Genomic DNA, 13,945 nt, shown 5'->3' on the forward strand with positions numbered 1-13,945 from the left:
AGTAGATATATGGAACCTAATAAAATTATCAATAAGTCTATTTATTACTATAATTCAAAAAAATATTCACAGGCAATAAAACTCCTAGAAAAAGAAATTTTTTTATTCAAAAATTACTATTTGTATCACTATGTCTTAGGAATGTCTTATCTTCGCATTGGAAACCTTGGCAATGCTCAAACATATCTTAAAAAAGCTTACACCCTAAATCCAAGCGAACCAAATATAAAACAAGCTATTGCTATACTTTTAGTAAGTCAAGGCAAAGAAGAAAAAGCTATTCAGATATGGCTTAAAATGATAGAAGAAAATCAAGAAGTAGATAGATCAGAGCTGTCTCTTGAAATTATTCGAAAAAATCCCATTAAAGGCTCTGCCTTTTTTAAAAATAACAACCTATATGAAAAATTATTCCCAACAATTAAAGCAATACCCGATAAAAATTCAACAAAGTTAATCATAATAATTATCATAGGGGGAATTGTATTTATTTCAATGTTAGCAATCTATTTTATTTTTTATGAACAAAAAACACCAACATCCGCAAATCTAAAAGCAGAAATAAACAAAAATTTAAACAATATTGCTGCTTACATTGATGACATTAAAATAAATAACAAAGAAAAAATAAAAAATGAAGAAGGCCAATTCATATTAATACTAACCAGCGACGAAATTAAAAATTCTTTCGAAAAAATCAAAATTTATTTAAAAAAGGGAAAAGATAATTTTGCAAGAGTAGAAATAAATAAAATATTAAATTCAAATGCATCAGAATCAATAAAACTAAAAGCCAAAAATCTTGCAAGTTTTATTTCAAGACCAGATTTCATTAGCTTTAATGAACATCTAAACCTAAAAGATATTAAAAAAGATCCATCAATATATTCAAACGTATATGTAAAATGGGAAGGAGTAGTAAATAATATTGAAAAAAAAGATAACATAATTCAATTTGACTTTTACGTAGGATACAACAAAAATGTACTCTCAGGAATTATCCCAACAAAAACAACTTTTGATATTGATATTGATTTTAAAGATAATGTTGAAATACTTGGACAAATAGAATATAAAAAGAACAAACTTACCTTAAATGCAATAACAATTAGAAAAATAGATAAAAATGCAAATTGATCCTAATATCTTTGCTAAAATTTTAAAAAAAATTAACATTTAATATTAAAAAGGGGTACACAGTAACTTTTCATTACATTTGATAAGATTTATTGATTCTTCAAAAGAAAGCAACAATTCTTCTTTTTTTGTTAAATCTCTTACTTTCATTTTATTTTCTTTATATTCTTCTTGACCAACAAAAATTAAAAATCTTATTTCTTTGCTTAAAGCATATTCTATTTGCTCTTTAATATTTTTACCATTTTTATTTTTAAAATAGACTTCACAAGAAATATTTTTAACCTTAGAATAATCATGATTTCTAAACCTAGTAGCAAGTTCATAATAATAATTTTGCAAAGCACTGTCTAAATTTACAATCAAAACTTTAGATCTAGCCTTAGTGACAAATATTTTAATATAACTAAACTTTTCAAGATCAATTATATCCTTTATTCTGTCAACACCAAAAGATCCGCCAACTCCTGAAATTTTTTGAATAGAGTTTGAGAACGAAGAAACTAAATTGTCATACCTTCCCCCACTACAAACACTGCCCATATTGCTGCCAAACACCTCAGATTCAAAAACAATCCCTGTATAATAATCAAGCCCACGCGATATTTTAAGATTTAAGTTAAAAGAATCTTGAATTTTTAACAAACTAAGATGCCGAAAAACATCTTCTACTCTCTTGACAGACTCATTATCGCCTAAAATACTTTTTAAAGCTTGTATTTTATCTTTAAAAGTACCTTGCAAGCTCACTAAACTTAAGATTGAATCTACTGCTTCTTTTTCAATCTCAAGAAGCAGCGCTTCTTTAACCTTGTCAATTCCTATTTTGTCTATTTTGTCAATATTTCTTAAAATAAAAATAGATTTTTCTTTAAGTCCTAATTTTTCAAAAAAAGAATTCAATATACCAAGATGAGAATAATGAATAATAAATTTTTTATTAATGCCTTCGATAAAATTCAAAAAAATCTCTTCAAGTCCATAATATACAACAGAAAGAATCTCAGCATCACCCCTAAAACTATCTTCTCCGACTATATCAAAATCGAATTGCATAAACTCTCTGTATCTACCTTTCTGAGAATTCTCTCCTCTGAAAACTTTTCCAAATTGAGAGCGTCTAAAAGGAAATTTTAAAGCAGAAATATTTGTAGCAACAAATCTGGCAAAAGGCACGGTTAAATCAAATCGCATGGAAACATCTCTGCCTCCATTGTCTTTAAACCTATAAATTTGCTTTTCGGTTTCCTCCCCACCCTTTTTCAAAAGCAAATCTGAATATTCAAGAACTGGAGTATCTATTAAGTCAAAATTATAAGAATTAAGAACACTAAATATCTGCCTAACAATATGAATTCGAATCAAAGAATCTTTCGGTAAATAATCTTTAAAGCCTTTTAAAGTTTTAATATCCATTATATTATACCCTCTGCTATATAGTAATTTACTTTTTCAGAATATAATAACATATAATAATATAGATACAAAAAAAAATGAATAATTTTTTATTTCATATAGTCATAAAATAATTTAAGAGGTCCAAAATTCATGACCAAAAGAATACTTAACAACAAGTATCGAATAAAAACAATATTAACAATCTTCTTTGGCATAACTTTGCTAACTATTTACAAATATTTCACACTAATGGCTTTCAATAACAGCCCAGACAACATAATACCTTTAAAGTCAAATGATATTGCCAAAAGAGGGGCAATTTATGATAGAAATGGCAAACCAATAGCATTCTCTTCAAAGTCCTACTCAATCGGAACAAATCCTCAAAAAATAGAAAATATTGTAAGCACATCTGAAACTCTTGGCGCAATACTCCAAATTGACTCAAGAATTTTAAAAGAAAAGCTTTCTTCCAACAAAGGGTTTTTATATATAAAAAGAAAAATAAAAAGAGAAGAATCAGATTTAATAAAAAGAATCCAAGCTGAAGGTAGACTTTCCAATATTGCTTTATACCCTGATTATACAAGAATTTATCCCTTTAGGCATGCCACAAGTAACATTACTGGTTTTGTAGGAACAGATAATCTTGGCCTTGAGGGTATTGAATTTTCTCTAAATAGCATATTAGGAAAAGATAAAACCAAACAACAATTTTTAAATCAAGAGCTAGAAACAAACAACATATACTTAACAATAGACATGGATATACAACAAGGTGTTAGCAAAATAGCTAAAAAATACTTTAAAGAAAATAATCCTGAAAGTTTAATTACTTTGGTAATGAATTCCCAAAATGGAGAAATATTGTCCATGGTTCAATTTCCTCAATATGATGCAAACTTTTACTCTGAATATCCTGAAGAAATACGAAAAAACCTTTCTTCATCTCTAACCTATGAGCCAGGGAGCATTAATAAAATTTTTACAGTTGCTATAATATTAGAAAGTGGAAAATTAAGTTTAGAAGAAAAATTTTTAGACAATGGAATATATCAAAAACAATTCCCATCGGGAGAAAAAATTACAATCAAAACATTAAATCCTCCCTATAAATATATCGACTCTACAGGGATTTTAATTTATTCATCAAATGTTGGAATAGCTTACATTACTGAAAAAGTTAGCAATGAATACTTTTACAAAAAACTTTTAGATTTTGGATTTGGAGAAAAAGTTGGATTTCCATTCCCCGGAGAAACAAAAGGACTTTTAAATCATTATTCAAAATGGTCAGGACGAAGCAAAGCTACAATTGGATTTGGACAAGAAATAGGGGTGTCAGCGGTTCAAATATTACAAGCCGCAAGCATACTAGGCAATAATGGAATAATGTTAAAACCTAGAATAATAAAAAAAATAAACAACGATAAAGGAGAAAATATTAAAGAATTTGATAAAGAAGAAATAAGAAGAGTAATATCCAAAAGTTCAGCACAAAAAGTTTTAAAAATGATGAGAGAGGTTGTAAATAAAGGCGGAATTCCAAATCTTAAAATTAAAAATCTTGACATTTCTGCAAAAAGCGGAACATCTCAGGCTATTGATAGAAAAACAGGCAAATACTCAGAAGAAGACTATACTTCCTCTATATTGGCAATATACCCCACAGAACAACCAAAATATATTATTTATATTGTATACAGATACCCAAAAAAAATAATATACGGAACAAGAATAGCAGCTCCAATGGCAAAAGAAATAATAGAATTTATTGAACACCAACAAAATACAACAGCATATAAAAAAATTAAAATGCCATCAAAAATCAAAATTCCTAAAACTGCAACTAATTATACAAATAAAACATACTTGCCAAATTTTATCAACCTTTCCAAAAGAGAGGCAATAGACATACTAAAATACTATGAAAATACTATGAAAATAAAAATAAATGGGGAGGGATTTGTTTACAAGCAAAGTATATCCCCCAATACAAAATTAGAAGATATAGCAGAGCTTGAACTGTATTTAAAATAATTGGGTTAATTAAATAAATAAATTTTTAATTTCATTCTTATAAAAATTTAAAATATAGCTTCGCTTAATGTCCATTTTAATCGACATTTCTTTGCCAACTTCAAATGGTTTTTCTAAAAGAGTAAACTTTAATATCTGCTCAAAAGGCTTAAATCCATTAGTTTTATTGATTAATTTTTTTATTTCATCATTTATGGCCTTAAGAACAATATTATTTGCAATAATTTGACGTCTATTATTAGCATCAAAAATTTTTTGCCCAACACTTTCTAAATATTTATTTATTTCTTCAAAATTTGGAAGAATAAGAGCGCCTAAGAATTTTTGATCTTGACCCACAACAACCGCTTTTTCTATTAATGCTGATTCTTCAAGCTTAATCTCAATTGGAGCAGGCTCAACATTCTCTCCATTATTCAAAACAATTGTATCTTTTTCTCGACCAATAATTTGAACAACATTATCCTTAGATAATTTTGCAATATCGCCTGTGTTTAAAAACCCATCAGGACCAATAATCCTACAAGTTGCTTCTTTATCCTTGTAATATCCAAGCATTACTTGAGGCCCTTTTACAAACAAAATTCCCTTTCCGGGCTTTTTAAGTTTATTCCCATCGGCGTCTCTAATCTCAGCAACAGTTCCAGGCAAAATTTTACCACAAGTCCCAATAATCACTTTTTTATGCTTATTAGAAGCCACTCCGGGTGAAGTTTCTGTCAATCCATAAGCATTAGCAAGCTCAATGCCAATTGAATTAAAAAATCTAGCAGCAGACAACGGCATACTCCCGCCACCAGTAATCCCAACAACAAAATTATTGCCTAAGATTTTATTTATCTTATTAAAAATTAAAATATTTCCCAAAGCTTTAAAAGGGAATAAACAGATTAATCCAAGTATTCCCAAAATTTTCTTTATAGGGAAAAATAAACTAAACCCGTTGTCCGGATAAAGCCCCATTACCACCCTATAGCAAATATCACTAAGAAATGCCGATTTTACAAAAAAATGAAAAATCATTCTAGAAATAAACGGTTTTTTAGAAACTTCTTTGTAAATATTTTGTCTTATTGCAATCCAAAGCCTAGGAACAGCTGCAATATAATGGGGATTAATATTTTTAATATCATCAAGCATTGCCCTTGGAACAATGGTAGAAAACAAACAAACCATACCCTTGAGGAAAATATTGTAAGAGAAAGACCTTTGAAAGGAATGCCAAATTGGCAAAATGCACATAAATATTTGTCCCACTTGCGTATCAACCATTAAACTAAAACTAGAAACCTGATAAAGAAGATTGGCATGGCTGAGCATTACCCCTTTTGGATGGCCTGTTGTTCCAGAAGTATATATTATTGTTGCCATATCATTAGAATCAACTTTATTTGCAATCTCAATAATTTCTGAATTTTTTCTTAAGTTGTCTCCCAATAAAATACAATCGTTATAAGTATAAATCTCAAAATCATTATATTTCAACCTATCTTCTTGGCTTAAATTTTCAATAATAATAAATATTGGCTTTGCTGTAAATTTAATTTGAACAAACATGTCAAGAAGATTTAAATTTTCTAAAATAACTACACTTGGAAGAACGGAGTTAAAAATAATTTCAGCTTCAAAAAGAGTAACATCAGAACCCTTTGGAATATCAACGACACCTAAAGATAAAATTGCAAAATCTATCACGGTCCACTCGGCTCTATTCTCAGAGCAAATAAATATTTTATCTTGATGCTTAACATTGATTGACTTTAAAAAGGAAGCAAGCTTTAAAACATTGTTTTTTAAGTCGCCATAAGTAACATGGACATATCCATTGCTAACTTTATATATTTGAGCAATTTTATCTTTTTGCTGATCAGCCACTTCAAAGAATGCCTTTGCTATTGACATATAATCCTCCTTTTAACAAAGTTAACATGGTTTATTATATCATTATTAACCATAAATTCATAAAGATTATTTATAAAGACTTATCCTGTAAAAAGCATACAGAAAGCCAATGAAAATAAAAACCTAAAAAATCAAAACAAATTTTTAAAAAAAATTATTTAATAAAAAAATAATTAAAAATCTAAAATTAAAACAATCTGACACTCTTTCTAAGAAATTTCCTTATTTTTTTCTTCATAAATACAAAAAATATAATTTTCAAAATCTTTAAAATAATATTTATCCATTTGAAATAAAATGTCCACAAACCTATCAACATGAATTTAGTCGCCTGTATTAAAAACCTCAAAAAATCATTAACTACTTCTTTATTACCCAAAACAGCAAATAAAATTTTAACCTTAAGAATTAATTTTTCAAAACAAAAAAATTAATCCCTTCCGTGGGATAAGAAAGATTCAAATCATCTACAATATCCTTTAATCGATCAACAATTGATTGATTGGATGTATAAATAATCAAAATAAAATTTTCTTCAGGCCAAACGCCATTACCATGCTTTTCTCCCTTCTTGCCTTTTCCATAAACATTTTCTATCTTAGAATAATATATAGGTTCTCCCAACTCTTGCTCTATTTTTTCTATACATTCAAAAACATCAAGCTCTAAAGATAAATTAGAAACTATTTCAATCCTATATCTATAAAATTTAGTCATATCATTCTCCATCTTCTTCAAATAAATTATCATAACTACTTTTAGCTGAATTATCAATTTTGAATGATTTTTCAACATCTACATTGGACGTCACTCTTTTTAACTTAGATTTAAAACTTGAAACAATGTTGGAAAAAATTTCAAAAAGCATGGGAATAAAAAACAAAGTAAGAAATGTGCTGGCTGTCATTCCGCCAATAAAAGTAAATGCAATTGGCTTTAAGAGCTCATTTCCACTTCCGCTAGAAAATGCCATTGGAATAAGCCCTATTATTGAGGTCAAAGAAGACATTAAAACTGGTCTAAGCCTTGAACGACAAGATTCAATAATTGCTTCTCTTAGGCCAAATCCCCTCTTGATCAATAAACCAGTATAGTCTACAAGAACAATTCCCGTATTTACCACAACACCAACAAGCATAAGCATACCAATTGCAGCAAAAATAGAAAGTTTTTCTCCTGCAAGAAAATGTATAAGCACAACCCCTATTGCTGTTAAAGGAATTGTAAAAATAATAATAAAAGGTTTTAAAAAAGATTCAAATTGAGAAGCCATAATGCCAAACACAACAATAATAGCCATCATAATGATTATTTTAAACTGATTCATAATATTTGAAAATTCATTATATTCCCCCTCAACCTTAAGCACTATGCCTTCTTTATGAGGCACCTTATTATTAATAAAATCTACAACCTTTGCAGTTACTTGGGTTAAATTATCATCTGGAGAAATACCTGCATTAAGATAAACAGTTAAAGCTTGATTTTCTCTGTAAATAGATTCGGCTTTATTGGTTTTTTCAAAGGTGGCTATTGATGAAAAAGGAATTTTAACCCCAGATGAATTTGTAATAAATATTTTTTCTAAATCTTTTAAATTTTTAACATCCATTCTATCAAGCTTAAGAACAATATCATAATTAAGTCCATTCTCTACATATTGCCCAGCAACAACACCATTAATATTGGCCTTTAACTCATTTAAAATGGTATTCATATCAATGCCATAATTATAAGCTAAAGCTCTGTCTATCTCAACGCCAATTTGGAGTTGAAAATCACTTATACTAAGTCTTGGATTTACAAGTTCAGGAATTTCCTTTTTTAACATGGAAACTAAAATTTTTCCATAATCTTTTATATATTCGAAATCATTGGCCGAAATTTTAATTTTAATCGAATCTCCACCGCCCAGAGCACCACCACTGGAAGGCTCAATATTAAATTCGGGATAAAGATTCCCAATACGATTCATAATTTTATATTTAATAGCATCGTAATCTATGCTTTGGGTTAACTCCTCTCTTGATTCTTCCTTAAGAGGAAACAATACATTGAAAGTTATTCTATCAGCATGTAAAGTAGCAATAATGCTTTTATATCCCTTAGCCTCACTTTTTACAATTTCTAAAAATCTATTAGAATAAAATTTTGCATATTCCAAATTAGTTTTATGGGGAAAATTTAAATTAATAGCAATTGAGTTCTCTTTGCCTCTAGCAAAAGTTGTCACATCTAGCAATAATCCTAAAAGCAAACTACCAATAAAACTAAAAAAAACAATTACCCCAAAAATCAATTTGTGATTTAAAACTATATTTAATAAATTGATATACAAAAATTCTAAAAAATAATAAATACTAGCAAAAAAAGCATCGATTTCCCTAATAAAAGCATTCTTAATATTTTTTTGAAAACTTGTGTACAAACCGACATAATGGCTTGCTAAAACAGGAACCAAAAAAATCGCAACTAAAAGAGAAACCCCCAAGGAAATAACAATCGTAAATGAAAAGTCTTTAAAAAAATCTCCATATACTCCAAGTTCTGATTTGAAAATAAGAAATGGCCCAAAAACACAAATAGAAGTAAAAGTTGAAGATGTAATAGGCAGCATCATCTCTTGGGCTCCAAGAATGGAAGATGAAATAAGCTTTGCTCCTTTTTGCCTATATTTGTATATGTTGTCTATTACAACAATTGAACAGTCAACAACCATCCCAATCCCAAGCGCAAGGCCTGCAAGACTCATAATATTAAGGGAAATATTTACAAAATACATTAAACAAAAGGTCAAAACAATTGCTATTGGAATAGAAATTCCAATAATTATTGTGGCCCTGAAACTTCTTAAAAAGAAGAAAATAACAAATATTGCAAGCATGGCCCCAAAATAGGCTGAATTTACAACCGTTGAAATGGACGCTTTAATAAAATTAGTACTATCAGAAGCAATCTCTAATCTCATATCTTTAGGCATAGATAATTTCAATTTTTCTATTTCACCCATAACAACATTAGAAACAGCAATAGAATTGGCATCACTACGTTTTTGAACCGACAAAGAAATTGAAGGCAATCCATTATACTCAACATATTCTGACAAATCTTCAAAATCGGTTTTAATATTAGCAATATCTTTGAGTTTTATTTCAATAGGAGATGAATTTATGCCAGAAGAAATGTCAGGCATCTTATAAGCTATGACCACATTGCCTATCTCTTCAATTGATTTAAATTTTCCAGAAACTTCAATCAAATATTCTAAGTTGTTTTCCAATATATTACCGGCTGAAAGTTCCAAATTTTGAGATGCTATAATTGAAGATATTCTTGACAAAGAAAGCCCATAAGACTCTAATCTGTTTTGAGAAACTTCAATTAAAACGCGCTTTTTACTCCCACCATTAACAGTAACAACTGCAACTCCATCAAGCCTTTCAAGCCCAGGTTTGATGATCTCATCAGCATATCTTTTAAGCTCAGAAACTGACCTTACAGAATTAATAACAATTTCCATTACAGGAATATTTTTAAGATTGTACCTAAAAATTCTAGGGGTTTGTGATTTACTGGGCAGTAAAGACTTTACCAATTCAAGAGCATCTCGAATTTCATTTAAAACTAAATCTAAATCGGTTCCATGATAAAATTCAAGTGAAACAGTGCTACTTTCTTTAGAAGAAATACTATATATATTTTTCAAATTCTTTACCGAACTCAAGCCACTCTCAAGAACTCTAGAAACACTCTCTTCAACTTCTCTAGGAGAAGCACCAGGATAAACAGTATGAATACTTATTTGGGGAATATCAATCCCTGGCAAAAGATCTACTTTTAATCTTGAAAAAGTATATAAACTTATCATCATTAACAATGAAAATAAAATCAACATTGTTATTGGCTTGCTAACTATTCTCTTTACCAACATAACACATCCCCCAATAAATTAAATATTGCTTTCAGCTGAAAGACCCTCTTTGGTATCTACCAAATTTATTAGAGTTCCATTAGAAAGAGCAGACATACCTTCTACTACAATTAAATCACCCTCTTCAACCTCGCCCGAAAGAGCTACAATGTTATCTATTTCAAAAAGCGTCTTAATGGGTAACATTTGAACACTTTTACTCTCTAAATCAAGCTTAAATACAAATTTCTTGCCCTCTCTCTCAACAACAGCCTCTCTTGGAATCTTAATTACATTTCTAAAACGTTTAGTAATAAGTTTGATTTTAGAAAACATACCAATAATCAGTTTATCTAAATTGCTACCAATAGGCGTAAGATATACTTCGATAGTTCGACTTTTAGAATCTAAAATAGGAGATATTTCTGAAACCCTGGCCTTAAACTTTTCATTAGGATAAGCTCCAACCTCAATAATAGCATCATTTCCAACTTTAATATTTGAAATGTATTTCTCAGAAACATAAGTTAAAATTTGCTTTGTATCTATCCTTCCTACCACTGCTATGTTGGACTGAGGATTAACTGTTTCACCAATTTTTTTTGTAATATTTAAAATATATCCTGAGATTGGCGCTCTTACAGGACTTTTCAAATATACAGAACCGGGCCTTGAAGGATCAAGAGTTGCAACTATTTGTCCCTTTTGAACATAAACTCCAAGTTTTATTCCCAAAGAAGTTATTTTGCCCACAGCGTCTGGAAAAATGCCTGCTTTAACTTTTGTATCTACATCTCCATTTAAAGACAAATAATCACTCAAGATTCCCCTTTTAACCTTCATAGCAATTACTGGAAATCTATAAGTATCTTCTTTCTCCTTATTGGTGTCGCCTAGCTTGTTCTTACCCGAACAAGCAACTAAGACTAAGAATAAAACTAAAAAATACTTCTTTAAATAAAAATTAATATTAAAAATCAAATTCATCAAAATACCTCTTAGTCTAATGAATTTATTAAATTTTTATATTCAAGTATAGAATTGGCATAATTTAATTTATCTTCAATGAACTTCAAATCGCTCTGCTTATAAGCAAGCTCAATATCATTCAATTTAGAAAGATCCATGACCCCGGAATTAAAAGCATTAAATGCCATTTGATAATTTTTATTCGCTAATTCTACATTAATTTTAGAAGCATCAAGAATCGCTTTATATCTTCTAATATCCTTTCTTTTTTGAACAATATTAGATTTTAAATTCCTAATTTTACTTTCAACATTGTTTTGTAGTATTTTTAGCTGATAGTTGTTATCTTGTATTTTTGTAAAACTCTTTGAAAATGGAAACATTTCAGTTAACCCATAATTTAAACTAAAAGATGCTAAAAATCCAGTTGAAAAACCTTTAGAATTTTCATGAAATGATTTATAAGGAGAATAAGAAAATGACAAAGAAAGACTTGGCAAATAAGTATCCAGCCAAAACGAACCAATAAGCTGTTCTGTCATTTTTAATCGTATATTCAAATCCTTAATCTCTAATGATTCATTAAAATTTAATTCTTCATTAAATAAAGAAAAATCTATTGTCTCATCTGGCAACTCTCCAATAATTTCAAAATCTTGATCCGGATCTAATCCTATTAATAATTTGAAAATTTCTTTTGATTTTTCAAAATTAATAATCTGACCATCCAAATCTGGTTGAGATTTTTTATACTTAAGCTGCGCATCAAGAAAATCTATTTCTGATATTAGCCCATTATTATAAGCAATTCTAGCTTGTTCAAATTTAAGTTTGCTATTTTGTATTTGACTCTCAAAAACTTTTAAAGTACCCTTTAAAGCTATCAATTGATTGTAAGACTTAAGAACATTTAGCTTAATATTGCGAACAGCGCTTTCTTTTTCTATTTTTGCGCTTTCATACTCCAACATAACCAACTGCATTCTCTTTAAAACAGAAGGAGACAAAGAAAGATTAATTCCAACCCCAAACCCAAGGCCCCAATAATCTCTCTCAAGTTCACCCAAAGCAGAAGAATTTCTACTAAGTGTAGAGCTAAGGTTAACATTTGGAACAAAAACATTCCACGCATTATTTTTATAAAGTTTTTTTATATTTTCTTTATACAGAGCATTTTCTGAGTCCAAGCTATTTTCTAGGGCCATATTTACAGCTTGTTTGGGTGATATTTGAATAATTTCAGCAAAAGAAAAAGAGACGGTCATAAAAATTAAAAAAAATTTTTTAATTTGAAACCCCCTTATAATAAAAATCAAAACTTTAAAGTTATAGAACTTAATTAATATTTTCAATTCATTTGATTAATTATTATAATATAATACAATTCTAAGTATGAACATTTTCAAAATTTTATTTATCTTAAATTATACTCTTATTTTTTTAATAAAAATTTACCAAAATACTTTATCTAAAATATTTGGACTACAATGCATATACAAACCCACTTGCTCAAAATATTCAATTGAATGCCTTAAAAAATACAACTTTTTAACGGCCTTAATATTAATGACATTAAGAATAATAAGGTGTAACGCATTATTTAAAGGGGGAAACGATTTTATTCCTAAATACACACCTATTCCAAAATCTTTAAAAGAATTTAAAAAAAGATTAATCAAATAAAGTCTTATATTTTTCTGGAACCCACGTCTTTACAACTTCTTTATTTTTTTCAACAAATTCAACTGCATTGCGATACTCTTTGCCTGGCTCTTTATCATTTCTATCCATTAAAGGCAATATTAAATCATCACTCCAATAAAAATGGTCAAAAACATAATATGCATCAAAATCATCATTTTCAAGACCAAGCCTAACAAGGGTATGCACGCTCTCAACCCCCCCCATAATTAAATCAGGATCATCAAGAAACTTAATATCATACCTAGAAAAAGCCCAATGAGGCTTCCACAAAGGAACTAAAATCCACTCGTTTCTCTTTATTGAAGAATCTAAACTTGCAAGCATAACACTCTCGCTTGAAGGAACTAGCTCATATTCTTTACTTAATCCATAATAATCAAGCGTTTGTTCTGTAACAATTTGAGTTCCCGCACCAGCATCTATGCCAATCATTTTGTTTTTAAACTTAGCACCTTTACCCTTAAGCTCACTAATACTAGAAATTGGCACATAACTTGGCACTACAAAACCCTGAATGGTTCCTTCATAATTTGCACCAAGATCAACAAATTTTGTTTTCAGCTTTTCGTAATAAAATTTATCGGCTGTAGGGACCCAGGAAGATACCGTGCCATCTACCTTTCCAGATGCTAAGTATTGATACATTATAGATGTAGTAACTGAAAATATTTCTGCATTATAACCCATTTTTTCAAAAACAACCTTCAATACATTTGTAGCTGCTGTTTCTCCGCCCCAATTCACATATCCAATTTTTACCGATTTCAAATTCTTTGAACTCTTTTTTTCATCACAAGACAAAAAAGTAAGAAAAATACAAAAGATAATTAATAGTTTATTCATAAAAAATCTCCATTTCATCAAGCAATCCCCAAAACCCAATAA

Annotated in this window: 10 protein-coding genes; 3 read left to right on the top strand and 7 right to left on the bottom strand. The window is 29.1% G+C overall.

Annotation, left to right across the window (positions count from 1 at the left end; all coding sequences use genetic code 11):
* The first annotated feature begins 9 nt into the window (after nucleotides 1-9).
* Nucleotides 10-1,137 (top strand): tetratricopeptide repeat protein, encoded by a 1,128-nt coding sequence (locus tag BBIDN127_RS00655; protein ID WP_014023391.1) that lies wholly within the window; start codon nucleotides 10-12, stop codon nucleotides 1,135-1,137.
* 45 nt (nucleotides 1,138-1,182) lie between these two features.
* Here BBIDN127_RS00655 and hisS read toward each other — a convergent pair whose 3' ends face one another.
* On the bottom strand, nucleotides 1,183-2,553 hold the full coding sequence (gene hisS / locus BBIDN127_RS00660) for a histidine--tRNA ligase (RefSeq protein ID WP_014023392.1): 1,371 nt from the start codon (nucleotides 2,551-2,553) through the stop codon (nucleotides 1,183-1,185).
* 132 nt (nucleotides 2,554-2,685) lie between these two features.
* Between hisS and BBIDN127_RS00665 the strand changes: the two genes are divergently transcribed.
* Nucleotides 2,686-4,575: a penicillin-binding protein gene (locus BBIDN127_RS00665; protein ID WP_014023393.1), complete on the top strand. Its 1,890-nt coding sequence runs from the start codon at nucleotides 2,686-2,688 to the stop codon at nucleotides 4,573-4,575.
* Nucleotides 4,576-4,584: 9 nt separating this feature from the next.
* On the opposite strand, the gene BBIDN127_RS00670 is transcribed toward BBIDN127_RS00665, so the two are convergent.
* The 5 genes from BBIDN127_RS00670 to BBIDN127_RS00690 all read right to left on the bottom strand — a co-directional run bounded on the left by BBIDN127_RS00670 (nucleotide 4,585) and on the right by BBIDN127_RS00690 (nucleotide 12,621).
* Nucleotides 4,585-6,477 (bottom strand): AMP-binding protein, encoded by a 1,893-nt coding sequence (locus tag BBIDN127_RS00670; RefSeq protein ID WP_014023394.1) that lies wholly within the window; start codon nucleotides 6,475-6,477, stop codon nucleotides 4,585-4,587.
* A 408-nt stretch (nucleotides 6,478-6,885) separates the two neighbouring features.
* Nucleotides 6,886-7,194: a PG0541 family transporter-associated protein gene (locus tag BBIDN127_RS00675; RefSeq protein ID WP_014023395.1), complete on the bottom strand. Its 309-nt coding sequence runs from the start codon at nucleotides 7,192-7,194 to the stop codon at nucleotides 6,886-6,888.
* 1 nt (nucleotide 7,195) lies between these two features.
* Nucleotides 7,196-10,408: an efflux RND transporter permease subunit gene (locus BBIDN127_RS00680; protein ID WP_044054924.1), complete on the bottom strand. Its 3,213-nt coding sequence runs from the start codon at nucleotides 10,406-10,408 to the stop codon at nucleotides 7,196-7,198.
* Nucleotides 10,409-10,426: 18 nt separating this feature from the next.
* A complete protein-coding gene (locus BBIDN127_RS00685; protein WP_014023397.1) occupies nucleotides 10,427-11,374 on the bottom strand; it encodes an efflux RND transporter periplasmic adaptor subunit in 948 nt (315 codons plus the stop codon).
* An 11-nt stretch (nucleotides 11,375-11,385) separates the two neighbouring features.
* Nucleotides 11,386-12,621, bottom strand: a complete 1,236-nt coding sequence (locus BBIDN127_RS00690) for a TolC family protein (protein WP_044054925.1) — start codon at nucleotides 12,619-12,621, stop codon at nucleotides 11,386-11,388.
* Nucleotides 12,622-12,748: 127 nt separating this feature from the next.
* Between BBIDN127_RS00690 and yidD the strand changes: the two genes are divergently transcribed.
* A complete protein-coding gene (gene yidD / locus BBIDN127_RS07975; protein WP_081462127.1) occupies nucleotides 12,749-13,039 on the top strand; it encodes a membrane protein insertion efficiency factor YidD in 291 nt (96 codons plus the stop codon).
* Here the strand turns inward: yidD and BBIDN127_RS00700 are convergent.
* Nucleotides 13,028-13,903: a glycine betaine ABC transporter substrate-binding protein gene (locus tag BBIDN127_RS00700; RefSeq protein WP_014023400.1), complete on the bottom strand. Its 876-nt coding sequence runs from the start codon at nucleotides 13,901-13,903 to the stop codon at nucleotides 13,028-13,030. The two genes, yidD and BBIDN127_RS00700, sit on opposite strands and share 12 nt — an antisense overlap.
* Between the last annotated feature and the right edge of the window lie 42 nt (nucleotides 13,904-13,945).

Origin of the sequence: Borreliella bissettiae DN127, assembly GCF_000222305.1 — a bacterium.
GTDB classification, from domain to species: Bacteria; Spirochaetota; Spirochaetia; order Borreliales; family Borreliaceae; genus Borreliella; species Borreliella carolinensis.